This window comes from Burkholderia sp. 567, from assembly GCF_040545115.1.
GTDB classification, from domain to species: Bacteria; Pseudomonadota; Gammaproteobacteria; order Burkholderiales; family Burkholderiaceae; genus Burkholderia; species Burkholderia ambifaria.
The window spans coordinates 1-26,054 of the sequence record NZ_JBEPLG010000016.1 but is presented as its reverse complement, the minus strand read 5'-3'; the positions used below and the strand labels follow the sequence as shown (position 1 = coordinate 26,054).

Here is a 26,054-nt window from a genome sequence, read left to right as displayed (position 1 = left end):
CCCGACTGCGAACCGCCGATGCAAACCAATCTCAGCGAAGCAAGCAAGGCCCTCGACCGGGCCGACGAAGCGGAAGCGATCCTGCGCGCCTGCGTGCATTGCGGCTTCTGCAACGCGACCTGCCCGACCTATCAAGTGCTCGGCAACGAGCTCGACGGGCCGCGCGGACGCATCTACCTGATCAAGCAAATGCTCGAAGGCGAGCCGTGCGGCGAGCGCACGCAGCAGCATCTCGACCGTTGCCTGACCTGCCGCAACTGCGAAACCACCTGCCCGTCCGGCGTGCGCTATCACACGCTGCTCGACATCGGCCGCGCGGAAGCCGAGAAGCGCGCGCGGCGTCCGGCGCGCGAGCGCCTGCTGCGCGCCGGCCTGCGTCACGTCATACCGCGGCCGGCGACGTTCGCCGCGCTGCTGAAGGCCGGCCGCGCGCTGCGCCCGCTGCTGCCCGGCACGCTGCAGGACAAGATCCCGGCCACCGTGCCGGCAGCCGCGCCGCGCCCGCCGGTGCGCCATGCACGATGCGTGCTGATGCTCGAAGGCTGCGTGCAGCCGTCGCTGTCGCCGAACACCAACGCGGCCGCGGCGCGCGTGCTCGATCGGCTCGGCATCAGCGTGACGCCGGCCCGCGAAGCCGGCTGCTGCGGCGCGACCGAATATCACCTGAACGCGCAGGAGGCCGGGCTCGCACGCGCACGCCGCAACATCGATGCGTGGTGGCCAGCAATCGAGGCCGGCGCGGAAGCGATCGTGCTGACGGCGAGCGGCTGCGGCGCGTTCGTGAAGGAATACGGCGACCTGCTGCGCTCCGACCCTGAGTATGCGGACAAGGCGCGGCGCGTGAGTGCACTCGCGCGCGACCTGGCCGAAGTGATCGCGGCCGAGCCGCTCGACGCGCTGGCCGACGCAACGCAACGCCGCATCGCGGTGCACTGCCCGTGCACGCTGCAGCACGCGCAGCGGCTCGGCGGCGCGGTGGAAAGCATCCTGCGGCGGCTCGGCTTCGATCTGACGAATGTCGCCGACGGCCACCTGTGCTGCGGGTCGGCCGGCACCTATTCGCTGACGCAGCCCGAACTCGCGACTCGACTGCGCGACAACAGGCTCGATGCGCTCGAAGCCGCGCGGCCGGACCTGATTGTCACGGCCAACATCGGCTGCCAGACTCACCTGAACGGCGCGGGCCGTACGTCCGTGCGCCACTGGATCGAGCTCGTCGACAACCGATTGGTCAACTGACCGCTGATTCCGGAGGACTTCCATGCAAACGAAACCCGAACTCGAACTCGCCGACGTCGAGCGCATGCTCGCCGCCGCCCGCGCGGAAGCGGAGCACCACGGCTGGGCCGTGTCGATCGCCATCGTCGACGACGGCGGCCACCTGCTCGCGTTCGCGCGTCTCGATGGCGCATCGCCGGCCAGCAGCTACATCGCGCACGACAAGGCGCGCGCGGCGGCGCTCGGCCGGCGTGAGACGAAGGCGTATGAGGATATGATCAACGGTGGCCGCACCGCGTTTCTGAGTGTGCCGCTGACGGGGTTGCTCGAAGGCGGCGTGCCGGTCATGGTGGACGGCCGCATTGCGGGCGCGATCGGTGTGTCTGGCGTAAAGTCCGAACAGGACGCCCAGATCGCCCGCGCCGGCACACAAAGCGTCGCGGCCTGATCCGCGCGCGTTTTTCATTCCCCGGGAGGAATCACGATGATCGACCAAGCAGGACTGCAAGTCGCGCCAGCGCTGAGCCAGTTCATTGAAAACGAAGCACTGCCGGGCACCGGTATCGACAAGGCCGCGTTCTGGAGCGGTTTCTCGGCGCTGGTGCACGACCTCGCGCCGCGCAACCGCGAGTTGCTCGCGGAACGCGACCGCCTCCAGCACGAACTCGACACGTGGCATCGCGCGCATCCCGGCCCGGTGCGCGACCATGCCGCGTTTCGCGCGTTCCTCGAACAAATCGGCTACCTCGTGCCGGTCCCGTCGAACGTCGCGGCAGCCACCGCGAACGTCGACAGCGAGATCGCGACGCAGGCCGGCCCGCAGCTTGTCGTGCCGCTGTCGAACGCGCGCTATGCGCTGAACGCCGCGAACGCACGCTGGGGCAGCCTGTACGACGCGCTGTACGGCACCGATGCGCTGCCCGAGGACGGCGGCGCCGAACGCACGTCGGCCTACAACCCGACACGCGGCCAGCGCGTGATCGACTACGCGCGCAACGTGCTCGACAACGCGGCGCCGCTCGCCAGCGGCTCGCACCGCGACGCGCTGCGCTACCGCGTCGAGGACGGCCAGCTCGCCGTCGAGACCGGCAAGGGCGTCGTGCACCTCGCGCAGCCGGCGCAATTCGTCGGCTACCAGGGCGCGGCGGGCGCGCCGTCGGCGATCCTGCTGAAAAACAACGGCCTGCACATCGAGATCCAGATCGACGCGTCGACCCCCATCGGTCGCGCCGATCTCGCGAACGTGAAGGACGTCGTGCTCGAAGCCGCGGTCAGCACGATCATCGACTGCGAGGATTCGGTCGCGGCGGTCGACGCCGAAGACAAGGTCCAGCTTTATCGCAACTGGCTCGGACTGATGCAGGGCACGCTGGTCGAGGAAGTCGCGAAGGGCGGTAAAAGCTTCACGCGCCGCCTGAACGCCGATCGCGAATACACCACGCCGGCCGGCGGCACGCTGTCGCTGCACGGCCGCTCGCTGCTGTTCGTGCGCAACGTCGGCCATCTGATGACCAACGGCGCGGTGCTCGACCGCGACGGCAACGAGATTCCGGAAGGGATTCTCGACGGCGTCGTCACGACGCTGTGCGCGCTGCACGACCTGAAGGCCAAGCGCAATTCGCGCACGGGCTCGATCTATATCGTGAAGCCGAAGATGCACGGCCCCGTCGAAGTCGCGTTCGCCGATACCCTGTTCGCGCGCATCGAGGATCTGTACGGCCTGCCGCGCAACACGCTGAAGATGGGCATCATGGACGAGGAGCGCCGCACCAGCGTGAACCTCGCCGCGTGTATCGCGGCCGCCTCCGCGCGCGTCGCGTTCATCAACACCGGCTTCCTCGACCGCACCGGCGACGAGATGCACACCGCGATGGAAGCGGGCCCGATGATCCGCAAGGGCGAGATGAAGTCGTCGGCGTGGATCACCGCATACGAGCGCAACAACGTGCTCGCGGGCCTGTCGGCCGGCTTGCGCGGGCGCGCGCAGATCGGCAAGGGCATGTGGGCGATGCCGGACCTGATGCACGCGATGCTCGAGCAGAAGATCGCGCATCCGCGCGCCGGCGCGAACACCGCATGGGTGCCGTCGCCGACCGCCGCGACGCTGCACGCGCTGCACTACCACCAGGTCGACGTGCAGGCCGTCCAGCAGGAGCTGGAAAAGACGTCCTACGCGAGCGAACGCGACGCGCTGCTCGAAGGGCTGTTGACCGTGCCGGTCGTCGAGCGCGCCGCCTGGAGCGAAAGCGAGATCCTGAGCGAGGTCGAGAACAACGCGCAGGGCATCCTCGGCTACGTCGTGCGCTGGGTCGAACAGGGCGTCGGCTGCTCGAAGGTGCCCGACATCCACGACGTCGGCCTGATGGAAGACCGCGCGACGCTGCGTATCTCGAGCCAGCACATCGCGAACTGGCTGCGCCACGGCGTGATCACCGAGGCGTTCGTGCTCGACGTGTTCAAGCGGATGGCGCGCGTCGTCGACCAGCAGAACGCGGGCGACCCGAACTACCGCCCGATGGCGCCTAACTACGACCAGTCGACGGCATTCAAGGCCGCGTGCGCGCTGGCGCTGCAGGGCACGTCGCAGCCGAGCGGTTATACCGAGCCGCTGCTGCATCGGTTCCGGCTCGCGTTCAAGGCGCAACAACAGGGCGCTTGAGCGTTCGCATGCGGGCTTTCCCGCATGCGGTTTCACGAAACGGGCGGCCATCTCGGCCGCCCGTTTTCGTATGCGGATTCACGCGGACGCTGAAAACGGATAATCGATCCGTATCGCTCGGCCCTAGGCGCAGAGCCTTGTACTGCAACGCTTGCGCGCACGCTCGGCAAGTGTCGGCCGCCGCGATAATTTGATCCGGATCAATGGCTTGCAACATTTTTCGCGCTCGATAATGCCCGCGCTATACTCGGACCATTGCGCGCCGCGATTCGTCGGATCGTCGAATCGCGGCAGATCTATCTTGCCGGGGCGCCGGTAAATCCGGCGGCTTATCCGGCTGCGATGATCGATGATCGCGCCCGCGTTTCCTGTCGGTCGGGCGGAATGCGTATCGGGGGCCGCGTAACGGATCGCCGTCGGCCAATCAATACGAACACACTCGCATCGGCCCGCCGCCCGGCGGCGATGCCCCCTCGATCCACGGACCATGGCAGAAACCGACTACGCAATGCCCAGCGAATCCGGCCGGACGGGCCGTGTCGCCGCTCATCTGCGCCGGCTCCTGCTGCCGCACCTGATCTTCTATTCGGGGCTGCTGCTCGGTCTGCTCCTGCTGCTGCTATGCGGAATCGTGCTGTACGAGGCACGCATCGACGCGCGCGACCGTGCGCGCACCACGCAGCAGAACATCGCGTTGATGGCGTCGTGGGACATCGAGCGCAACATCGAGTTCTTTGCGCTGTCGCTGCAGGCTGTCGTCGAAGGCGAGAACGATCCGGCGGTCGGCGCGCTGCCGATGCCGCTGCGCCGCCAGGTGCTGTTCGATCGCGCGACCACGGCCAAGTATCTCGGCGGCATCTATGTGCTCGACGCGAACGGCGACATTGCGGTCGACGGCAAGAGCGACGTGCCGCGCAAGGCCAATTTCGGCAACGAACGGTATTTCACCGTGCATCGCGACCACCCCGACGTCGGCCTGTACGTCAGCGATCCGTACCATTCGCGGCTGCGCGCCGGCTCGCCGAGCATCGCGCTCAGCCGGCGCATCACGCGGCCCGACGGGTCGTTCGGCGGCGTCGCCGTGATATCGATCCGGCTCGAATATTTCCAGAACCTGTTCTCGCGCCTCTCCCTGGGCGATCGCGGGTCGATGGCGCTGATCAATACGTCCGGGCTGATGCTCGCGCGCCAGCCGTACGAACCGGCGATCGTCGGCCGCAACATCAGCAAGGCCAGCACGTTCCGGCACTTCATGACCGCCAGCGAAGGCAGCTTCTCCGACACCGCATCGATCGACGGCGTGCGGCGCCTGTACGTGTTCCGGCACCTCGAGAACCTGCCGCTGATCATCATGGTCGCGCGCTCGGAAGCCGACACCTACGCCGCGTGGTACGACCGCGCGATCCCGATCGGCTCGGCGATGGCCGTGCTCGCGCTCGGCTTCGTCGGCCTGTCGCTGCTGCTCGACGTGCAGTTGCGCAAGCGTCACCGCGCGGAAACCGAACTGCAGGCGCTCGCGCGCACCGACGGCCTCACCGGCCTCGACAACCGCCGGATGCTCGACGTCACGCTCGCTCGCGAATGGCGCCGCGCGGCGCGTTCGCAGCACGCGCTGTCGCTGCTGTTCGTCGACGTCGATCACTTCAAGCGCTACAACGACACGCAGGGCCACCAGGCCGGCGACGACGCGCTCGCCGCAGTCGCCCGCTGCATCGCCGGCTGCCTGCGCCGGCCGGCCGACTATGCGGCCCGTTACGGCGGCGAGGAGTTCGTCGTCGTGCTGCCCAATGTCGACACGAACGGCGCCGTGACGATCGCCGAATCGATCCGCACCGGCATCCTCGATCTCGGCATCCGGCACGACACGGGCGTGTCCGGCCGCCTGACCGCGAGCATCGGCGTGACGACCTGCTATCCGGAACGCGACGACAGCATCCAGGCCGCGCTGAAGCTCGCCGACGACGCGCTGTACCGCGCGAAGGAATCCGGGCGCAATCAGGTCGTCGTACTGACGTCCTCATCCGTCGAACGCATGCCGCGGCGCGCCTGAGCGCTGCGTCGGGCCGGCCCCTCCGGCTGCCACACCGCCGCCTGCGGGCAAAATCGCCGACAATGTCGGCTCGCCGCGCCGCCGCGCGACACACGCGGCCGCCGGCCCGCATCCGCGTCTGCTTCGCACCACCATGAGACTCAAGGCAAAGATTTTCCTTCTGGCCATCGTGCCGTTCCTGCTCGCGATCGCCGGCATCGGCTTCGGCGTGCGCCAGCAGGCGACGTCGCTCGCGCGCACGCAGCACGCGACAATCCAGGCCGCCTACCTGTCGAGCAAGGAAGTCGAGCTGAAGCATTACGTCGAGCTCGCGACGAGCGCGATCATGCCGCTGTACGACGCGAGCGGCCGCAATGCGCGCGACGACGCGCTGCTGCGCACGCAGGCGCTCGCGATGCTGCAGAAGATGGATTTCGGCCCCGACGGCTATTTCTTCGTATACGACCTGCACGGCAATTCGCTGATGCATCCGCGCGAGCCCGAGCGCGTCGGCCACAACTTCTGGTCGATGCGCGACCCGCAGGGCGCGCTGACGATCCAGCAGCTCATCGGCGCCGCGTCGCACGGCGGCGGCTACGTGCGCTACGCGTGGCAGCGGCCGTCGACGGGCAAGGTCGCGCCGAAGCTCGGCTACGTCGTCGCGCTCGAACGCTGGGGCTGGATGGTCGGCACCGGCATTTATCTCGACGACGTCGACAACGCGCTGCAACGCATCGACGCGCGGGCGTCCGCGAACATCGAGCGCACGATGAGCTGGCTCACCGCGATCGCGCTGACCGGCGCGGCGGTGATCGCCGTGTGCGCGCTGGTGCTGAACGTCAGCGAATCGCGCAGCGCCGATGCGAAGCTCAAGCAGCTCGCGCAGCGCGTCGTCGAATCGCAGGAGCAGGAGCGCGAGCGGCTGTCGCGCGAGCTGCATGACGGGATAAGCCAGATGATGGTGTCCGCGAAGCTGATGCTCGAGTCCGCGCTCGCGCGGTTCGAGCGCGGCGCAACGCGCATGCCCGAAGCCGAGCAGGCGCTCGCGACGGGCGTCGGACGGCTCGGCGACACACTGCGCGAAGTGCGGCGCATCTCGCATGCGCTGCGCCCGGCGATGCTCGACGATCTCGGTCTCGCGGCCGCGCTCGAGCAGCTCGTGCGCGAACTCGGCGCCGAGAGCGGCATCGACATCGGCTATACGCAGGTCGCGCACAGCGGCGCGCGGCCGTTGCCCGCACCGGTCAATACGGCGCTGTTCCGGATCGCACAGGAAGCGCTCAGCAACATCGTGCATCATGCGCAGGCGTCGCGCGCGGCCGTCACGCTCGACGTCGGCGCGCATGCCGTCAGGCTGACCATCGCCGACAACGGCTGCGGATTCGACGCCGAGCGGACCCAGACCGATGCGCGCCGCGGCATCGGGCTGCGCAACATGCGCGAGCGCCTCGACGCGCTCGGCGGCACGCTGACGATCACGTCGCAGGTCGGTCACACCGTCGTGGCCGCGCGCGTGCCGCTGCGCGCCGCCTGACGAGCACCACCATAACCGGAGACCTTTGCCCATGAGCGCCCCCGACACTGACCGGCCCGCCGCCCGACTGCTGCTCGTCGACGACCACCCGCTGGTGCGCGACGGCCTGCGGATGCGGCTCGAGGCGGCCGACCTGTCCGTGGTCGGCGAGGCCGGCAACGCCGACGAGGCGCTCGCGCTCGCCGCGTCGCTCGAGCCCGATCTCGCGCTGATGGACGTCGGCATGAACGGGATGAACGGCATCACGCTCGCCGGCGTGTTCCACGAGCGCTTCCCGGGGATTCGCGTGCTGATGCTGTCGATGCACGACAACATCGAATACGTGACGCAGGCCGTGCGCGCCGGCGCGAGCGGCTACCTGCTGAAGGATTCGCCGGCGAGCGAGATCGTCCGCGCGATCGGCGCGGTGCTGGCCGGGCAGACGTTCTTCAGCGAAGGGCTCGCCGCGCGGATGATCCAGGCGAGCGCGACCGCGTCGCCGCTCGACCGCTTGACGCCGCGCGAGCGCGACATCCTCGACGCGCTGGCCGAGGGGCTGTCGAGCAAGCAGATCGCGCAGCAGACGGGGTTGTCGGTGCGCACGGTCGAGACGCACCGGCTCAACCTGAAGCGCAAGCTCGAGATCGAGGGGCAGGCGGAGCTGATCAAGTTCGCGGTCGAGCATCGGCGGCGATAGGGCGCGCCCGGCGCCCCGTCATTGCGAACGCGAAGCCGCCGCCGCAACAAAAAAGGCGCCCCGAGGGCGCCCTTCATGCATACCGACCCAAACGGATCGGCAAGCGGCGATCAGTTCGTCCGCGAGTTGTGCTTCTGCAGATACGCGATCAGGCCGTCGATGCCGCCCGTTGCGAGCTGGCTCTTGAACTGCCCCTGGTAGACCTGGATCAGCCACGCGCCCGACATGTCGATGTCGTAGATCTTCCAGTCGCTGCCGACCTTGCCGAGCCGGTAGCCGACCGACTGGCTGTCGCCCGGCGTCGTGACCGTCGACTGCACCAGCGCATCGGCACCCGACGCGCCGCCGGGCTTGAACGAGAACTTCGCGTCCTGGTTGCCGAGCTGCGCGAGCGACGCGGCATAGGTGCGCGTCATCAGCACCCTGAACTGCTTGTAGAGTTCCTGCTGCTGTTGCGGCGTGGCCTGCTTCCAGGCATCGCCGACCGCGATGCGCGTCGTGCGCTCGAAGTTCGTCACCGGCAGGAAGCGCTGCTCGACGACTTGCGTGATTTTCGCCATGTCGCCGCCGCGTGCAGCCGGATCGGCCTTCATCGCGTTGACGGTGCCCTCGACCGCATTGCGGACGATGTCGACCGGCGCGCTCTGCGCGAAAGCGGAAACCGACACGGCGGCCGCCGCGACGAAAGCAAACAGATGACGTTTCATACGGATATCGCACTCGATGAGAAAAAACGGGCCGGCGGATTGCATCGATTGCATCGGCCGGTGGGTCGAAGTATAGCGGCCCGAACGCCCGCCTGCCGCCCGGTGACCGACTGTTACCTTTGAGCCCCTTTTGTCACACGACCGCCGCCGCGGCACGATTCGGGCCGATTATGTAAATATCCGCTTACCAATGGTCCGATCATTCGCGCCGATTCCCTCGCCGCGGAGCAAATATCCTTCCCGCCCCTTCATGCTGCAACGTTGCGACCGACGTCACGCGGCGCCGGTATACTCGTTGCTTTGCCCTTGCCAGCCCCATCGCACCGCCACATGGTGACATCTCTCATCGTCCGACTCGTCGCATTGTCGGTACGCCGCCCCGTCTGGGTCGTCGTGCTGTCGCTCGTCATTGCCGTCTTCAGCGGCGTCTATGTCGCGCAGCACTTCAAGATCAACACGGACATCAGCAAACTGGTCGACGCGGAACCGCAGTGGGCCGCGCTCAGCAAGGCCGTCGACAAGGCCTTCCCGCAACGCAACGGCACGATCCTCGCGGTGGTCGAGGCGCCGGCGCCCGAATTCGCGACGGCCGCCGCGCACACGCTCACCGAAGCGCTGCAGAAGCAGGCCGACGCCGGCCGGATCGGTCAGGTCGCTGAACCCGGCGGCGGGCCGTTCTTCGAGCACAACGGGCTGCTGTTCCTGTCGTCGCAGGAAGTGTCGGACACTACGTCGCAGCTCGCGAGCGCGCGTCCGCTCGTCAACGAACTCGCGAAGAACCCGAGCCTGACCGGCCTCGCGACCACGCTGTCGACCACGCTCGGCCAGCCGCTGCTGACCGGCCAGGTGAAGTTGCCCGCGATGGCGAAGCTGCTCGCGCGCAGCGCCGCGACGGTCGACGACGTGCTGGCCGGCAAGCCGGCCGCGTTCTCGTGGCGCGGGCTGGTCGACAGCGATGCCGCGCGCCAGCCCGCCCGCGCGTTCGTCACCGTGCAGCCGGTCGTGAACTACGGCGCGCTGAAGGCCGGTGCGGAAACGACCCAGGTGATCCGCGACACCGCGCAAGCGCTCGGCCTCGAGCAACGCTATGGCGCGGTCGTGCGCCTGACCGGCGAACAGCCGCTCGCCGACGACGAATTCGCATCTGTGGAAGACGGTGCCGCGCTCAATGGCGCACTCACGCTGCTCGCCGTGCTCGTGATCCTGTGGCTCGCGCTGCGCTCGAAGCGGATGATCGGCTCGGTGCTCGTCACGCTGTTCGTCGGCCTCGTCGTGACGGCCGCGCTCGGCCTCGCGATGGTCGGTTCGCTGAACATGATCTCGGTCGCGTTCATGGTGCTGTTCGTCGGCCTCGGCGTCGACTTCTCGATCCAGTACGGCGTGAAGTACCGCGAGGAACGCTTTCGCGATGAACGCATCGATCACGCGCTGATCGGCGCCGCGCACTCGATGGGCATGCCGCTCGCGCTCGCCACCACGGCGGTCGCCGCGAGCTTCTTCTCGTTCATTCCCACCGCCTATCGCGGCGTGTCCGAGCTCGGCCTGATCGCGGGCGTCGGGATGTTCGTCGCGCTGCTGACCACGCTCACGCTGCTGCCGGCGCTGCTGCGCCTGTTCGCGCCGCCGGGCGAATCGAAGACGCCGGGCTTTCCGTGGCTCGCACCGGTCGACGATTTCCTCGATCGCCATCGCAAGCCGATCCTGATCGGCACGCTCGCGGTCGTGATCGGCGCGCTGCCGCTGCTCGCGTTCCTGCACTTCGACTTCAACCCGCTGCACCTGAAGGATCCGCACAGCGAATCGATGGCGACGCTGCTCGCGCTGAAGGATTCGCCCGAAGCGGCCGTCAACGACGTCACGCTGCTCGCGCCGTCGCTCGCCGAGGCCGACGCGGCCGCGAAGCGCCTCGACGCGCTGCCGGAAGTCGGCCGCACGACGACGCTCACGACCTTCGTCCCCGCCGACCAGCCGGCCAAGCGCGCGGCGATCGCCGCGGCCGCGAGCGAACTGCTGCCCGCGCTGACGCAGCCGGCCGCGCCGAAAGCGACCGACGCGCAGCGCGTCGCCGCGCTCAAGCGCGTGTCCGACCTGCTGGGCTACGCGGCGGAAGATCACCCGGGCCCGGGCGCGGCCGCCGCCCAGCATCTGTCGGCATCGCTCGCGAAGCTCGCCGCCGCCGACAGCGCGACGCGCGACCGCGCCGAACGCGCGTTCTCCGACACGCTGCGCATCGCGCTGAACCAGCTCGCGACGCTGCTGCAGCCGCAGGACGTCACGCGCGAAACGTTGCCGCCGCCGATCGTGCGCGACTGGGTCGCGCCGGACGGCCATGCGCTCGTGCAGATCTCGCCGAAGGTGCCGAAGGGCGTCGACCCGAACGACGACACGATGCTGCGCCGCTTCGCGAAGGCGGTGAAGGCCGCGGAGCCGGGCGCGACCGGCGGCCCGATCTCGATCCTGCATTCGGCCGACACGATCATCAACGCGTTCCTGCACGCGGCGCTGTGGTCGATCATCTCGATCACGATCCTGCTGTGGGTCACGCTGCGCCGCTTCGGCGACGTGCTGCGCACGCTGGTGCCGCTGCTCGTGTCGGGCCTCGTGACGCTCGAGATGTGCGTGCTGCTCGGCATGTCGCTGAACTTCGCGAACATCATCGCGCTGCCGCTGATGCTCGGCGTCGGCGTCGCGTTCAAGGTGTACTTCGTGATGGCGTGGCGCGCCGGGCAGACGGGCCTGCTGCATTCGAGCCTCACGCACGCGGTGCTGTTCAGCGCCGCGACGACGGCAACCGCCTTCGGCAGCCTGTGGCTGTCGCATCATCCGGGCACGTCGAGCATGGGCAAGCTGCTCGCGCTGGCGTTGACCTGCACCCTGATCGGCGCCGTGGTGTTTCAGCCCGTCCTGATGGGCAAACCGCGCGTCAAACGCGCCCAGAACCAATCGCAAGGAAACAATGAATAAGGTGCGAATCATTGCGGCGACCGTCGCTGCCAGCACGGTGCTGAGCGGCTGCGCGACCGGCCCGAACCGCAACCCCAACGACCCGCTCGAGCCGATGAACCGGGCGATGTACAAGTTCAACGACACGGTCGACACGAACATCGCCGTGCCGATCGCGAAGGGCTACCAGAAGATCACGCCGACGCCGATGCGCACCGCGATCAGCAACTTCTTCTCGAACCTCGGCGATCTCGGCAACATGGCGAACAACCTGCTGCAGTTGCGCATCACCGATGCGACGCAGGATCTGATGCGCGTGGCGATGAACTCGGTGTTCGGCGTCGCCGGCCTGATCGACATCGCGACACCGGCCGGGCTGCCGAAGCATCACCAGGATTTCGGGCTGACGATGGCGCGCTGGGGCATGCCGTCCGGCCCGTACCTCGTGCTGCCGGTGTTCGGGCCGAGCACGATCCGCGACGGCGTCGGCCGCGCGGTGGACGTCCGCTTCAACCTGCTGAACTACATCGAGCCGGCCGCGCGCAATCCGATGTACATCGCGCAGTTCATCAGCGCGCGCTCGGATCTGCTCGGTGCGACCGACCTGCTGAAGCAGGCGGCGCTCGATCCGTACTCGTTCGTCCGCGACGCGTATCTGCAGCAGCGCAAGTCGCTGACGTATCGCGGCCAGTCGGCCTCGGCCACGCCGCCGAACTACACCGAGCCGGGCGAGGCGGGCGCGGTGCCGGCGGCCGCGCCGGCCATGCCGGGCTTGCCGAACTACGAGGATCCGGGTGAAGCGGGCGGCGCATCGGGCGCGGCGCCGAACAACGCGCCGGCCGCGCCGGGGTTGCCGCAGTACGACGATCCGGGTGCCGACGGTGCGATGCCCGCGAGCGCGCCTGCCGCGGCACCGGTGGCTGCATCCGCTGGTGCGACGACAGCGCCGGCCGCCAACGGCGCGCCGATCGCGCCGGCGATGCCGACGCTGCCCGCGAGCGGCCCAGCCGCGCAGTAACGCGACACCGGATCCGCCGGAAAGCCGAAGAGCGCTGCATCATGCAGCGCTTTTTTTTGTCTACGCGGACGAAAAAAGAAGGGGGGAAGAGGAGAAGCGGCGAACGCCGCTCAGACGATCCGCATCGCGCCCGCACGCTCGAATGCGTGCCGCGCCTGGATCAGCGTCGTGCGCGCCGCGCGCGCGTCGCCCGCGACCTGCAGCAGCGGGCCGAGCTGCGACGGCTGCTTCAGCAGTTCGCGCAGAATCGGCAGGATCGCGGTGCTGCCGTCGTCGCGCAGGCCGGCCGTCGCCGCGCGCGGCAGCGTGCGCCACGCCGGGTCGACGATCGCGCGGCACACCGCGAACGGCACGCCGCGCGACGCCGCGAAGGCCGCGGCGATATGCGATTCCATGTCGACGGCGAGCGCGCCCTTCGTGCGATGCAGCGAAGTCTTTTCCTGCTCGCTGACCACCGGCGCGCTAACCGCCGCCATCGTGCCGCGCGTGACGCGCGCCCACACCGGCGTGTCGTGCAGCGCGGCGACGAGCCGCGCGCTCCAGGCCGGATCGGTCTGCACACGGCCGAACGGCCCGTCGATCGCGTCCGCGATCACGAGCGCGCCGGGCGCGAGGTCGGGCGCGAGTCCGCCCGCCGTGCCGAAGCTCACGATGCCCGCGCAACCGCGCGCGGTCGCCTCGGCCAGCGCGCGCTCGAGCCGGTCGGCGCGCGCGGCGAATACGGCCTCGACGCCATGACCGCGCGCGATGCGTGCCTCGAACGCCATCCCCGTGACGGCGATGACGGGCAACGTGCCGTTGTGCTGCGTCGGCGCCACGCGTTACAGCCCGAACGTCACGCGCGTGGCGTTGTTGCGCTTCAGGTTGCGATAGCGCGCGAGCGCCCACAGCGGGAAGAACTTGCGATAGCCGTGGTAGCGCAGATAGAACACGCGCGGGAAGCCCGTCGCCGTAAAGCGCGTCTCGTCCCACAGCCCATGTTCCTTCTGCTCGGCGATCAGGTACTCGATGCCGCGCGCGACGGCCGGGTTGTTCACCTCGCCGGCCGCCATCAGGCCGAGCAGCGCCCAGGCCGTTTGCGACGCGGTGCTCGGCGCCTGCTCGAAACCGCGGTAGTTCAGCTTGTAGCTGTCGCCATCCTCGCCCCAGCCGCCGTCCTTGTTCTGGATCGACAGCAGCCACTGCGCGCCGCGCTTCACGCGCGGATCGTCCGGCGTCAGGCCCGCGGCGTTCAACGCGCACAGGGCCGTCCACGTGCCGTACACGTAGTTCATCCCCCAGCGGCCGTACCAGCTGCCGTCCGGCTCCTGCTCCTTCAGCATGTAGTCGAGCGCGCGGCGCGCCGGCTCGCTGTTCAGCGGCGTCTCGCCGAGCTGCGCCAGCATCGACAGGCAGCGGCCCGACACGTCGGCCGTCGGCGGATCGAGCAACGCGCCGTGATCGGAGAACGGAATGTTGTTCAGGTAGTACTGCGTGTTTTCCGGTTCGAACGCGCCCCAGCCGCCGTCGCTACTCTGCATCCCGACGACCCACTCGCGCGCCCGCGCGATCGAATCGCGAAACGCATCGTCGTGCTTGAGTTTCTGCACGCGATCCATCGCCACCGCGACCACCGCCGTATCGTCGACGTCCGGGTAGTGCGGGTTCGCGTACTGGAACGCCCAGCCGCCGGGTCGCACGTGCGGGCGGCGCGAGATCCAGTCGCCGCGCACGTCGAGGATCTGCAGCGGGCGCAACCATTCGAGGCCGCGGATCACGGCCTCCTCGGCGCGCGCGTCGCCGGTCTCGAGCAGCGCATGCGCGGCGAGCGACGTGTCCCACACCGGCGACAGGCACGGCTGGCAATACGCTTCGTCCTCCTGCACGACGAGCAGCTTCTCGATCGACTTGCGCGCGATCGCGCGGTTCGGATGATCTTCCGCATAGCCGAGCACGTCGTACATCATCACCGCGTTGGCCATCGCCGGATAAATCGCGCCGAGGCCGTCCTCGCCGTTCAGGCGCTCGTCGACGAACGACACGGCCTGACGGATCGCGCGTTCGCGCGTGTAGTTCGGGAACAGGCCGTCGGCCGCACGCAGCGCATGGTCGACCACGCGGAAGAACGCGAACCAGCCGGGGCTCTGATGGCCCTGGCGCGGCAGCAGCCCGGCGTTGACGGGCGGGTCGACGAACAGCTCGTCGATGCGCACGCCGCGCGGGTTCTTCGCGATCGGACGCTTCGCGTTCAGCACCAGCAGCGGCACGATCACGGTACGCGCCCAGTACGACACCTTCGACAGGTGGAACGGGAACCACTGCGGCAGCAGCATGATCTCGACCGGCATCATCGGCACCGCGCGCCACGGAATCGCACCGTACAGCGCGAGCTGGATCCGCGTGAACACGTTCGACATCTCGGCGCCGCCCATCGCGTGGATCGCACGGCGCGCGCGCTGCATGTGCTCGGCGTTCTCGTCGTCGCCGATTACCTTCAGCGCGAAATACGCCTTCACGCTCGCGCTGATGTTCGGCGCGCCGTCGGTGAACAGTGGCCAGCCGCCGTCGGCCTGCTGAACGCGGCGCAGATAGCGGCCGATCTTCTGTTCGAGCTCGAGGTTCGGCGTCTCGCCGAGATAGTGGACGAGCAGCACGTATTCGGCGGGAATCGTCGAGTCGGCCTCGAGTTCGTAGACCCAGTGGCCGTCCGCGTTCTGTGCGGCCAGCAGCGCATCGGTCGCGCTGGCGACGGCGGCGTCGAGCCCGGCCGGCACGGTGCCGGCGGACAGGGTAGCCATTTCGGTGAGATCGTTCATCGGTCCCTCTGTTACTTACTGTGTCTGGAGCACGTCCGCGGCCAGTTGGCCGGAACGGATCGCGCCCTCGATCGTGGCGGGCAAGCCGGTGGCAATCCAGTCGCCCGCCAGCACGAGATTGGTCCAGCGCGTACGCGCGGCCGGACGCTTCATTTCCTGCGACGGCACCGCCGCAAAGCCCGCGCGCGGCTCGACGACGAGCTGCCACGCGGGAATCGTTTCCGGGTTCGCGCCGCTCACGCGCGCGACGTCTTCCCAGATGCGCCGCGCGAGCGCGTCGCGCGGCATGTCGAGCCAGCGGCCCGCGTCGCGGATCGTCGCCGCGAGCATGCCGGCGCCGGCGCGCACCGCGTCGACCACACCGTTGACGACGGTCGTCTGCGGCGTGCCGCCGGCCTGTGTGTCGACCGCGAAATACGCGGTCACGACCGCGCTGAACGTGTCGGGCGCGGTGAGATCCGGGACGAGCGGCTGCGCGACCTCGGGCGGCACGGCGAGCACGATCGCGTCGCCCGGCGCGAGATCCACGCGCTCGCCGCCGACCGTGACCGCATCGACCGCATTGCCGTGCGCGCCGAATTCGAACGCGTCGAGCCGCGAGTTCAGCCGGATCTGCGCGCCGCCGTGCTGCAGCATCCGCAGCGCCGGTTCGACGAAGGCGCTACCGAGCCCGTGGCGCGCGACGAGCGGGCGACAGCCCGGGCCGCCCGCGGCAAACGTGCCGCACAGCACCGCGCGCGCGAGTTCGGCACTCGCGTGGCGCGGCTCGACGTTCAGCACCCCGAGGAAATAGGGGCGCAGCCAACGATCCCACAGCACGCCGTCGCATCGCATCGTCTGGGCGAGCGAGCGGCCGGTGCGCGCGAACGCGAGCGAGGCCAGCGCGAGGTAGTCGAGCGGCGTGGTGCCCGGCGCGCGCGACGCGGCGTCGAACAGCCACGACGGCCAGCGCCCGTTGCCGAAGCGCAGCGTCCAGCGCTGCTGCGACGCGACGTCGGCCACCGGACATTCAGGCAGCGCGGGCCCCGTGAGCTGATCGGCCGCGCCGATCGCACGCAGGTAGCGCTGCGTCGCGGGCTGCCCCGCGAACACCTGATGCAGCCCGCTGTCGAGCGTCGTGTTCAGTGTCCCGTCGAACCACGAGCGGCAGCGGCCGCCCGCGTGCGCATGCGCGTCGTGCAGCACGATGCGCCGCCCGCGACGTTGCAGCTCGACGGCGGCCGACAGGCCCGCGAGTCCTGCACCGATCACGTGGACGGTTCTGGGCATCGGCTCAGAACAGCGCGTAACGCGCGGCGATCATCAGCATGCGCGCCTTCGGCTTGCGCAGCGGCGCGCGCGGCGCGGCGAAGCCGCGTGCGATCGCGGCCTCCAGAATGCAGCGATATGCGCCCGACATGATGCGCGGCGCTTTCACCTGCGCACGCGTGCAGGTATCCATCACGGCGTCCGCCGCGCGGAAATGCTCGAGCGCGCGCTCGACGAGCGTCGCGCACACGCGCGGCAGCGCCGGGTCGCGCACGATCGTCGCCGGATCGGTGATCGCGATGCCTTCGCGCGCGAGCAGCTCGCGCGGCAGGTAGCAACGGTTGATCGCCGCGTCGTCGTCGATGTCGCGCAGGATGTTCGTCAGCTGCAACGCGCGGCCGAGGTGGTGCGACAGCGCGATGCCTTGCGCTTCCGGGATCCCGAAAATCCTCACCGACAGACGGCCGGCCGCGCTCGCCACGCGATCGCAGAACAGGTCGAGCGTCGGTTCGTCCGGCGCGCAGATGTCTTCGGCGGCGTCCATCGCCATTCCGTCGATCATCGCGTGGAAATCCTCGCGCTTCAGGTCGAATGCACGAATCTCGCGCTCGAGCGCGACCAGATGGCGCGGCGGCTGGCCGGCGAAGCACGCGTCGATGTCCGCGCGCCAGCGATCGAGGCCCGCGTTGCGCTCGGCGCGCGGCAGGTCGCTGTCGGCGATGTCGTCGACCGCGCGGCAGAACGCGTAGACCTGGAACATCGCGTCGCGCTGCACCGCCGGCAGGATGCGCATCGCCAAATAGAAAGAACTGCCCGATGTGACGGCAGCGGCGTCGGTTTCTTGTTCGTCCACGACGAGATTGGAAACGGCCAAGACGAGCTCCACGGAGACGCCCACGCGGGGCGATTGAAGAAGCCATGCCCGGCTGGGTTGGTCAGGGCGTCAAATGCGTGCGAGATATGCGAACGATCGACGCAGACAGGCACAAATTACCGGCCGGAAGCCGGAATTGGGCGAAAGTATAGCAATCTTTGAAGTTCGATGGCGGACCCGTGCCGCGCCTGGCGGGCCGCGCAAAGACTGGCGGGAGCTGGTGCGGCCGGCCCCGGCGGGGGCCGGCGTCGCGCCGCGCGTCAGCCGTAGACGATGTCGCGCTGCAGATCGAGCGCGATGAGCCCCATTTCGCGGGTCAGCTGCAGCACCGAGCGGCGTTCGAGCCGCGAGCCCATGAAGCTCGTCACGCAGCCGTCGGGCTCCGCCGTGAACTGGAACGACGCGCCGCCGGTGCCGAACCACGCGCCCGGGACGTCGGGCGACTCGTGCCAGTCGAGCTGGTCGAACACGCGGGTGATGCCCGCGCGCACCGCGTCGCTCGGGCCGATCGGCGGCGCGATCTCGCCCAGGTCGTCGAGGGAATAGGGGCCGGGCTTGTCAGGCCGCCGGTAGAAAAGGTAGTCGACGTTCATGGGGCGCCATCGGAAGCAAAGTGTCAAATTAGCGCGCTTCGGCGCAAAATCAAATCAGATCAGGACGAAATGTGGCCTGTAGGAGACAAAAGGGCTTCGTCGCGGCGAGTGGCGCGAGCGCACACACGCTCGGCCGGCGCGTGCCCGCCGCGACGCGCGCCGTTTCGGCCACGCGCCTTCGTCTAAGATGAACATCTTTCTCGAAAAAGACGGACACCATGGAGACGAACGTAACCGCCGCCGCACCCTCCGACCATCCCGTTTTCGTGCTGGTGCACGGCGCGTGGCACGGTGCGTGGTGCTACGCGCACGTCGCGGCCGCGCTGGCCGAGCGCGGCTACCTGTCGATCGCGCGCGATCTGCCCGCACACGGCATCAACGCCCGCTTTCCCGCATCGTATCTCGAACGGCCGCTCGACAAGGACGCTTTCGGCGCCGAGCCGTCGCCGGTCGCGAATACCACGCTCGACGATTACGCGACGCAGGTGATGGAGGCCGTCGACGACGCGTACGCGCTCGGCCATGGCAAGGTCGTGCTGGTCGGCCACAGCATGGGCGGCCTCGCGATCACGGCCGCGGCGGAACGCGCGCCGGAGAAGATCGCGAAAATCGTCTATCTCGCCGCGTTCATGCCCGCGTCGGGCGTGCCGGGCCTCGACTACGTGCGCGCGCCCGAGAACAAGGGCGAAATGCTGGCGCCGCTGATGCTCGCGAGCCCGCGCGTCGCCGGCGCGCTGCGGATCGATCCGCGCAGCGGCGATGCCGCGTATCGCGCGCTGGCCAAGCGCGCGCTGTACGACGACGCGGCGCAGGCCGACTTCGAGGCGATGGCGAACCTGATGACCTGCGACGTGCCGGCCGCGCCGTTCGCGACCGCGATCCCGACGACCGCCGCGCGCTGGGGGGCGATCGACCGTCACTACATCAAGTGCCTGGCGGATCGCGTGATCCTGCCCGCGCTGCAGCAGCGTTTCATCGACGAAGCCGACGCGTTCGTGCCCGGCAACCCGACGCACGTGCACCAGCTCGACAGCAGCCATTCGCCGTTCGTGTCGCAGCCGGGCGTGCTGGCGGGCGTGCTCGTGGATATCGCGAAAAGCTGAACGACGCGCGGTGCCGGCACGGTCACGCAGCGCTCACGCGTACGCGATCGACCGGTCGCGCCCGAGCCGCTTCGCGCGATACAGCGCGGTGTCGGCCTCGTTGACGAGCACGTCGGACGCCGTCACGCCCGGCGTCGCGCACGCGCCGCCGACGCTCGCCGTCACCGGCACGCTGACGCCTTCCGCGTCGACCGGCGTGCTGCCGATCGCGTCGCGCACCTTGTCGGCCACTCGCATCGCCTCGTCGAGATTCGTGCACGGCAGCAGCAGCGCGAATTCCTCGCCGCCGAAGCGGCCGAACGTATCCTGGGAGCGCACGATCGACGCGACGCGGCGCGCCGTCTCGCGCAATACCGCATCGCCGGCCGCATGCCCGAACCGGTCGTTGATCGTCTTGAAGTGATCGAGGTCGAACAGCAGCATCGACAGGTCGCCGCCGTAGCGCTGCCAGCGCGCGAACTCGTCACCGAGCCGAGCCTCGAAGAAGCGCCGGTTCGCGATGCCGGTAAGGCCGTCGCGATTCGCATGCTCGCGCAGCTTCGCGACCGCTTCCTCGCGCTCGCGCTGCATCACGCTCACGTGCGTGACGTCCGAGATCGTCACGCACACGGCCTCGACCTCGCGGCCGCGCGTGAGCGGCATGAACGTGCAGTCCTGCTGCATGTAGTCGACGCCGCCGGTGATCGGCCGGTCGTGCTCGAAGCGAAACAGGTAGGGCCGCTGCTCCCACGAGCTGAACGCGAAGCTGCCGAGCTGGAACACGCTCTCCAGTTTGCGTTCGAGCCACGCGCGCGGCAGCTCCGGAAAGCAGTCGAACAGGTTGCGGCCGATCACGTCGGCAGCCGGGATGCCGCTGTGGTCCTGCATGAAGCGATTCCACATCAGCACGGTCATCGAGCGGTCGAGCACGAACAGGCCGAAGCCCACCCGTTCGATCACGAGGTCGCTCAGCGACGCCGCGGGGGCGGTGGTGGTGGCGGGGCGGGTAGTAGTAATAGTAGTAGCGGTCATAGCGCGGACAGCAATGCGTCGAGCGAGTCGCCCATCAGCCGGATCGAATCCTCGGCCATCAGCATCACGAAATGTGCGCGGAACGCGTGATCCTCGAGTCCGAAATTCACTTCGAGCAGCAACGCGACGCTCCATGCGAGCACGTTCGGCTGGAACACGTCGTCGAACGATACGTTGGCGCCGAGCAGCCCCGGCGGGAAGAACACGGGCTTGCGACCGAGCTCGTCGAGGATCGACGACACGCACGCGCTCATCAGCACGTTCGCGACATCGAACACGACCTCGTCCTGCGTCGCCATGCCGGCATACACGCCGTCGCCGAACGTGCGGTCCATCAGCGACATGAGCCGCGCGACGCCCGCGCTGCGGCACAGCACGATCGCCTCGCCCTTGATGTCGGAACGAAAGCCCTGGCGCACGGCCGTCACGTTCTCGCGGATGCCCGTCATCTCGCGCAGCGCGTCGCCCGCATCGGCGGCCTTCACGACGCGCACGCGCGGTACCGACAATTCGATGAAATGTCCGAGCAGCAGCGCGAGCCGTGCGGCGGCGCGCCCCATCGCGAGGTTGGCGATCTCCTGCAACGCGTCGCGTTGCTCCGCCGTGAACACCGATTCAGGCATACAACCCATACTCCTTGAGAATGGGCAGCAATGCCTCCGACGTCACGGGCTTGGCAACGAATGCGATCGCGCCCAACTCGCGCACGCGTGCTTGCGCCTGCGGCTGAATATCGGCGGATACCACGATCACGAACGTGTTCAGATCTTCGTGGCGCAGTGTCTCCAGCACCTGATAGCCGTTCATGTCGGGCATCGTCAGGTCCAGAAACATCACGGAAGCTTTGCCGTCACGATAGAGCGCCAGCGCCTCGCGACCATTCGCCGCATACGCGACATCGACGTCCCAGTCTCCGGGCAGTGCCTTTGTCAGAAGTTTGCGAGCGAGCAAAGAGTCGTCGGCGATCACGATCGGCAAAGGCATGGCAGCGAAGCGGTATTCGGAATGGTCTCTCTCGCGTTAACGACCGCGCGGCGCGCTTCTTGAGGGGCGCCATGCAATCAAGCGCTGGCAGCCACCGTGCGGACGCGCGCGGGCGCCGCGGCACGATGCACGCGACACACCGCGCCGCAAACGCCGGCGGGCGCATATATCTGTCATAGGGAAAGCAAGGCGCGATTCTCTGAGTAAACCGGAGGCGGTGCAACTCGCCATATTCACCATTTCGAACAAAATCGATCCGATCCCCCTGCATTCGGAAAACAGCCGCGATCATTTTCGAGATAAGCACGCAAAATTTTTCTTTGTGTACGTTTGCGCTGCCGGATTCATAGCGTTTTCAAACTTTCGATTTACCCCTGTCGGAATCATCAGGTTGCCCCGCTGCGGCGGGTACGGCGGGCGGGCGCAACTCGTTTATGATTGAACACCGCAGCTTGACCCGCTCTCTTCAATGACGTCCGAACGTCCCGCCGACTCCCATCCGCCCGCCTCCACGCCTGCCGACGACTGGCAGGATGGTGGCAGCTATTCGGCCGGCGCGCCCGAGCACGATTTCGCGGTCCGGCGCGTGACGCTGATCGTGCTGCTGGTCGCCGCGATCGTGCTGCCGTGCATCTACGTGTCGGTCATGGCGTACAACGACCTGAAGGCACGCGAAGCCGCGGCGAGCGACGTGACGATGCGCACCGTGCGCGTCGCCGAGGAGCACGCGCTGAAGGTGTTCGACCTGACCGAGACGCTCGATGCGCGCATCGTCGACCTCGTGCAGGACATGGATGACGCGAGCGTGCGCCGCCAGGAATCCGACATCCACGAAGCGCTGAACACGATCGGCGGCGGCTATCCGCAGGTGGCCGCGGTGTCGATCTTCGGCGCGAGCGGCATGTTGCTCGCGAACAGCCTCTACTATCCGGCGCCCTATGCGTCGATCGCGAACCGCGACGACTTCGCCGGCATTCGCGACGGCAAGGTCATCGAACATATCTCGCGGCTGATGATGGGGCCGCTCAAGCTCGAGAACATCCCCGTGTTCAATACGGGCGTCGCGCGCCGTCATAGCGACGGTTCGTTCGCCGGGATGGTGTCGATCGCGCTGAAATCGTCGTACTTCAATTCGTTCTACCGCGAGCTCCTCGGCGGCGCGGCCACGCCGATGACGATGGCGCTCGCGCGCTCCGACGGCGCGGTGATCGCGTCGTATCCGCCGCCGCCGTCGCTCGCGCACACCGATCTCACGACCACGTTCGGCAACGAACGCAACGATCCGCGCGCGGGCATCGTGCGCGTGCGCCACGACGGCGCCAGCGAGATCGTCGCGTACCGCCAGGTCGGCAGCTATCCCGTGTACGTGACCTGCGCGTACCGCACGTCGGCGATCCGGCGCGAATGGTACGAGCACTTGAGCGTGCTGGTCATCTCGATGTTCGCGCCGTCGATCGCGCTGTGGTCGGTGATCTGGCTGTCGCTGAAGCGGCTGAAGGCGGAAGAGGAGGCGTGGGACCGCTGGCAGGCGGAAGCGTCGATGCGGCGCTCGATCGAATCGGCGTACCGGCAGTCGCGCAAGATGCAGGCGCTCGGCAACCTGGTCGGCAGCGTCGCGCACGATTTCAACAACCTGCTGATGATCATCTCGAGCAACGTGCAGATCGCGCGGCGGCGCGGCGTCCAGCATCTCGACAAGGAACTCGGCGCGATCGAACGCGCGCTGAAGAACGGCCAGTCGCTCACGCGCCAGCTGCTCGGCGTCGCGCGCAAGCAGCCGCTGCACAACGAGACGATCGACATCGGCCAATGGGTCGGCACATGCCGCGAACTGCTGAAGACGTCGCTCGGTTCGAAGTCGTCGCTGGTCGTCGCGATCGAGCCCGGTGTGTGGCCGATCCGCGTCGACGTCGCCGAGCTCGAACTCGCGGTGATCAATCTCGCCGTCAACGCGCGCGACGCGATGACGATCGGCGGCCGCTTCACGGTCGGCGCGCGCAACGTGACGCTGCGCCGCGAGGATGGCTTTCCGCTGACCGGCGACTTCGTGCAGATCTCGCTCGACGATACGGGCTCGGGCATGGCGCCCGAGGTGCTCGCGCGCGCGTTCGAGCCGCTGTTCACGACGAAGGCGCAGGGGATGGGAACGGGGCTCGGGCTGCCGCAGGTGTTCGCGTTCTGCGAGCGCTCGGGCGGCCTCGCGACGATCGACAGCGCGGTCGGCGCCGGCACGTCGGTGCGCCTCTACCTGCCGCGTGCACGCGTCGAGGACATCGTCGCGCGGCCGCCGGCCGTCGCGCACGACACGAGCGCGCTCGCGGGCCTGCACGTGCTGCTGGTCGAAGACAACAGCGAAGTCGCGGCCGGCACCGAAGCGCTGCTCACGCTGCTCGGACACCGCGTCACCTATGCGCCCACCGCCGACGACGCGTTGCGCCTGATCGAAGGCGCGGCCGCGAACGACGCGTTCGACCTGGTCATCTCGGACATCCACATGCCGGGCCGCCTGAACGGCATCGATCTCGCCGAAGCGATCGACAAGCGACCGGGGAAGCTGCCCGTGATCCTGGTCACGGGTTACGCGGAGGAACTCGACCGCACGCGCACCGTCAATGTGCGCGTGCTGTCGAAGCCGTTCGACATCGCGCTGCTCGACGAGATCCTGCTCGGCATCCGCGAAGCGCGCGATGCGCGGCACACCGACACCTGACCCGCGTCACGCGGGGCGGCGCCGGCAGCGCGCACGGTGCGGCGATCAGGCGGACTTCAGCATGCGCACCCAGTCGACATAGCGGTCGACGAAGCCCTGCAGGAACTTGCGGGTGTCCTCGCTGACGATCTGGCCTTGGTCGTCGATGCGCGCCGGGTCGTGCTTGATGAACATTTCCGGCTGCGCGAGCGTCTTCACGTCGAGATACGCGAGCACGTTGCGCAGGTGCTGCTGCGCGAGCGCGGTGCCGGTCGCACCCGGCGACGTGCCGAGCACGGCGCCCGGCTTGCCGGACCACGAGTTGTGCCCCCACGGGCGCGAGCCCCAGTCGATCGCGTTCTTCAGCACGCCCGGAATCGAGCGGTTGTACTCGGGCGTGACGAACAGCAGCGCGTCGGCCGCTTCGATCGACGCCTTGAAGCGCTTCGCGACGTCCGGAAGATCCGCGTCGTAGTCCTGGCTATACAGCGGCAGTTCGCCGATCTCGACGAATTCGAACGAGAAATCGGCGGGCGCGAGCGAGATCACGGCGTGCGCGAGCGCGCGATTCCAGGAACCGCGACGCAAACTGCCGACGACGACGGCAACACGATAGGACATGGCTTTCTCCTTCCGGTGAGTGAAGAATCGGATCGATTGATTCGAAACAGGCGACAAAGGTCTGTTTATAGGCAAGCCAGCCCGCGAACCGTCCCACGGGGCCGACCGCCCGACTTTCCACAAGGTTTTCCACAGAAATTGTGGATAACTCGATCGTTATGGTCTGATGTTACAAACCGCCCGCATCGCGATTTCGTGCCACGCGACGCAAGGTTCCGGCAAGCATAGCGCAGCGCGTCGGCCGGCTTCATGAAATCGTGACGGAACATGCGTTGCAGCGCGGCGTCGCGCCCAGTAAGCTGCTCGCAGCGCGCCGCCCGGTGGCGCACGCGATTGCTTCCGCTTCGTAAGGCTCCCGACCCGCCATGCCGTCCGCGTACGACGATCCTCCCTATCTCACGCAACTGCGGCGCGACCTGCTGCGCTTCGCGCGACTCCAGCTGCGCGACGCCGATGCGGCCGAGGATGCCGTGCAGGAAGCGCTGACCGCCGCGTGGTCGCACGCGGGCGAGTTCGCGGGACGGTCCGCGCACAAGACCTGGGTGTTCGGGATCCTGCGCAACAAGCTGATCGACATCCTGCGCGCGCGGCAGCGGACGGTGAGCCTGTCCGCGCTCGATGCCGAGCTCGACGGCGAATCCGCGCTCGATCGCGAGTTGTTCAAGGAAAACGGGCATTGGGCCGCGCATACGAAGCCGCGGCCCTGGCCGCGCCCCGAGACGCTATTGCAGCAACAGCAATTCTGGACGCTGTTCCAGGTGTGTCTCGATCACCTGCCGGAACACATCGGGCGCGTATTCATGATGCGCGAATTCCTCGATGTCGAGATCAACGACATCTGCACCGAACTGACGTTGACGACGAACCATTGCAGCGTGCTGCTGTATCGGGCGCGCACGCGCCTGCGCACCTGCCTCAGCGAAAAAGGACTGACGACCGAAGATGCTGCCGGGGAAATGTAGGGACGTGACGCGACTGCTGTCGGATGCGCTCGACCGGTCATTGACGCTGCATGAGCGTCTGCAGGTGCGCGTGCATCTGCCGGCTTGCAGTGGATGCCGGGCGTATCGCGGGCAGATTGCGGTGCTGCGGGCGGCGGCGCAGGCGGCGGGGGGGCGGAGTGTGGGAGATGGGCGGGATGGATCGTCGGCGGGGGACGAGCGGGGGTGAGTTGGCTGGGGCTGTGTCGTTCGCGGTCATGCGTTGCGGCGGCTTGCCGGGGGATGTTCTTGTCGACGTTGACGGGGTGACGCGGGAGGTCGCTCGGGTCGCTCGGGTCGCTCGGGTCGCTCGGGTCGCTCGGGTCGCTCGGGTCGCTCGGGTCGCTCGGGTCGCTCGGGTCGCTCGGGTCG

Annotated in this window: 22 protein-coding genes; 12 read left to right on the top strand and 10 right to left on the bottom strand. The window is 68.3% G+C overall.

Annotated features, from left to right (window positions below):
- Positions 1 to 18 precede the first annotated feature (18 nt).
- From glcF to ABIC50_RS31910, 6 genes are all read left to right on the top strand, one after another.
- Positions 19 to 1,239, top strand: a complete 1,221-nt coding sequence (gene glcF / locus ABIC50_RS31935) for a glycolate oxidase subunit GlcF (RefSeq protein WP_354168738.1) — start codon at positions 19 to 21, stop codon at positions 1,237 to 1,239.
- A 22-nt stretch (positions 1,240 to 1,261) separates the two neighbouring features.
- Entirely contained in the window at positions 1,262 to 1,666 is a 405-nt protein-coding gene (locus ABIC50_RS31930) for a GlcG/HbpS family heme-binding protein (protein ID WP_011659881.1), read from the top strand.
- Between the two features lie 36 nt (positions 1,667 to 1,702).
- Entirely contained in the window at positions 1,703 to 3,877 is a 2,175-nt protein-coding gene (locus ABIC50_RS31925) for a malate synthase G (protein WP_354168736.1), read from the top strand.
- A 487-nt stretch (positions 3,878 to 4,364) separates the two neighbouring features.
- Positions 4,365 to 5,927 (top strand): sensor domain-containing diguanylate cyclase, encoded by a 1,563-nt coding sequence (locus ABIC50_RS31920; RefSeq protein ID WP_354168734.1) that lies wholly within the window; start codon positions 4,365 to 4,367, stop codon positions 5,925 to 5,927.
- A 133-nt stretch (positions 5,928 to 6,060) separates the two neighbouring features.
- Positions 6,061 to 7,440, top strand: a complete 1,380-nt coding sequence (locus ABIC50_RS31915) for a cache domain-containing protein (RefSeq protein ID WP_126226285.1) — start codon at positions 6,061 to 6,063, stop codon at positions 7,438 to 7,440.
- Positions 7,441 to 7,471: 31 nt separating this feature from the next.
- Positions 7,472 to 8,116, top strand: coding sequence for a response regulator (locus ABIC50_RS31910; protein WP_011659886.1), 645 nt, complete (start codon positions 7,472 to 7,474; stop codon positions 8,114 to 8,116).
- 110 nt (positions 8,117 to 8,226) lie between these two features.
- On the opposite strand, the gene ABIC50_RS31905 is transcribed toward ABIC50_RS31910, so the two are convergent.
- Entirely contained in the window at positions 8,227 to 8,823 is a 597-nt protein-coding gene (locus ABIC50_RS31905) for an MlaC/ttg2D family ABC transporter substrate-binding protein (RefSeq protein ID WP_041491702.1), read from the bottom strand.
- A gap of 330 nt (positions 8,824 to 9,153) precedes the next feature.
- Here ABIC50_RS31905 and hpnN point away from each other — a divergent pair, with 330 nt between their 5' ends.
- Together hpnN and ABIC50_RS31895 are read left to right on the top strand one after the other, a co-directional pair.
- Positions 9,154 to 11,787: a hopanoid transporter HpnN gene (hpnN, locus tag ABIC50_RS31900; protein WP_175697856.1), complete on the top strand. Its 2,634-nt coding sequence runs from the start codon at positions 9,154 to 9,156 to the stop codon at positions 11,785 to 11,787.
- Positions 11,780 to 12,784, top strand: a complete 1,005-nt coding sequence (locus ABIC50_RS31895) for an MlaA family lipoprotein (RefSeq protein ID WP_354168732.1) — start codon at positions 11,780 to 11,782, stop codon at positions 12,782 to 12,784. Before hpnN ends, ABIC50_RS31895 begins: the two co-directional genes overlap by 8 nt.
- A gap of 110 nt (positions 12,785 to 12,894) precedes the next feature.
- Here the strand turns inward: ABIC50_RS31895 and ABIC50_RS31890 are convergent, their stop codons facing one another.
- The 5 genes from ABIC50_RS31890 to ABIC50_RS31870 form a co-directional block, all read right to left on the bottom strand.
- On the bottom strand, positions 12,895 to 13,602 hold the full coding sequence (locus ABIC50_RS31890) for a phosphorylase (RefSeq protein ID WP_175664340.1): 708 nt from the start codon (positions 13,600 to 13,602) through the stop codon (positions 12,895 to 12,897).
- Between the two features lie 3 nt (positions 13,603 to 13,605).
- Positions 13,606 to 15,579 (bottom strand): squalene--hopene cyclase, encoded by a 1,974-nt coding sequence (gene shc / locus ABIC50_RS31885; RefSeq protein WP_175664341.1) that lies wholly within the window; start codon positions 15,577 to 15,579, stop codon positions 13,606 to 13,608.
- Between the two features lie 15 nt (positions 15,580 to 15,594).
- The gene (gene hpnE / locus ABIC50_RS31880) at positions 15,595 to 16,848 is read right to left on the bottom strand and encodes a hydroxysqualene dehydroxylase HpnE (RefSeq protein ID WP_175733837.1); all 1,254 of its coding nucleotides are present in this window, start codon (positions 16,846 to 16,848) and stop codon (positions 15,595 to 15,597) included.
- 4 nt (positions 16,849 to 16,852) lie between these two features.
- Positions 16,853 to 17,701: a presqualene diphosphate synthase HpnD gene (gene hpnD, locus ABIC50_RS31875; RefSeq protein ID WP_175656827.1), complete on the bottom strand. Its 849-nt coding sequence runs from the start codon at positions 17,699 to 17,701 to the stop codon at positions 16,853 to 16,855.
- Between the two features lie 260 nt (positions 17,702 to 17,961).
- The gene (locus ABIC50_RS31870) at positions 17,962 to 18,294 is read right to left on the bottom strand and encodes a hypothetical protein (RefSeq protein WP_006751672.1); all 333 of its coding nucleotides are present in this window, start codon (positions 18,292 to 18,294) and stop codon (positions 17,962 to 17,964) included.
- 218 nt (positions 18,295 to 18,512) lie between these two features.
- Here ABIC50_RS31870 and ABIC50_RS31865 point away from each other — a divergent pair, with 218 nt between their 5' ends.
- On the top strand, positions 18,513 to 19,397 hold the full coding sequence (locus ABIC50_RS31865; protein ID WP_175669172.1) for an alpha/beta fold hydrolase: 885 nt from the start codon (positions 18,513 to 18,515) through the stop codon (positions 19,395 to 19,397).
- A gap of 33 nt (positions 19,398 to 19,430) precedes the next feature.
- Here the strand turns inward: ABIC50_RS31865 and ABIC50_RS31860 are convergent, their stop codons facing one another.
- From ABIC50_RS31860 to ABIC50_RS31850, 3 genes are read right to left on the bottom strand one after another with little or no spacing between them, the layout of a single operon-like run.
- Complete coding sequence (locus tag ABIC50_RS31860; RefSeq protein WP_354168730.1) at positions 19,431 to 20,408, bottom strand: GGDEF domain-containing protein; 978 nt, start codon at positions 20,406 to 20,408, stop codon at positions 19,431 to 19,433.
- A complete protein-coding gene (locus ABIC50_RS31855) occupies positions 20,405 to 21,031 on the bottom strand; it encodes a chemotaxis protein CheC (protein WP_006751669.1) in 627 nt (208 codons plus the stop codon). Before ABIC50_RS31855 ends, ABIC50_RS31860 begins: the two co-directional genes overlap by 4 nt.
- Complete coding sequence (locus ABIC50_RS31850) at positions 21,024 to 21,392, bottom strand: response regulator (RefSeq protein ID WP_040138947.1); 369 nt, start codon at positions 21,390 to 21,392, stop codon at positions 21,024 to 21,026. Before ABIC50_RS31850 ends, ABIC50_RS31855 begins: the two co-directional genes overlap by 8 nt.
- A 469-nt stretch (positions 21,393 to 21,861) precedes the next feature.
- Here ABIC50_RS31850 and ABIC50_RS31845 point away from each other — a divergent pair, with 469 nt between their 5' ends.
- Positions 21,862 to 24,102, top strand: a complete 2,241-nt coding sequence (locus ABIC50_RS31845) for a hybrid sensor histidine kinase/response regulator family protein (protein WP_175677618.1) — start codon at positions 21,862 to 21,864, stop codon at positions 24,100 to 24,102.
- Positions 24,103 to 24,147: 45 nt separating this feature from the next.
- Here ABIC50_RS31845 and ABIC50_RS31840 read toward each other — a convergent pair whose 3' ends face one another.
- A complete protein-coding gene (locus tag ABIC50_RS31840; protein WP_011659898.1) occupies positions 24,148 to 24,702 on the bottom strand; it encodes an NADPH-dependent FMN reductase in 555 nt (184 codons plus the stop codon).
- Between the two features lie 365 nt (positions 24,703 to 25,067).
- Between ABIC50_RS31840 and ABIC50_RS31835 the strand changes: the two genes are divergently transcribed.
- Together ABIC50_RS31835 and ABIC50_RS31830 are read left to right on the top strand one after the other, a co-directional pair.
- Positions 25,068 to 25,664 (top strand): RNA polymerase factor sigma-70, encoded by a 597-nt coding sequence (locus ABIC50_RS31835; RefSeq protein ID WP_006751665.1) that lies wholly within the window; start codon positions 25,068 to 25,070, stop codon positions 25,662 to 25,664.
- On the top strand, positions 25,645 to 25,872 hold the full coding sequence (locus ABIC50_RS31830; protein ID WP_354168728.1) for a zf-HC2 domain-containing protein: 228 nt from the start codon (positions 25,645 to 25,647) through the stop codon (positions 25,870 to 25,872). The genes ABIC50_RS31835 and ABIC50_RS31830 overlap by 20 nt, the downstream gene beginning before the upstream one ends.
- Positions 25,873 to 26,054: the final 182 nt, after the last annotated feature.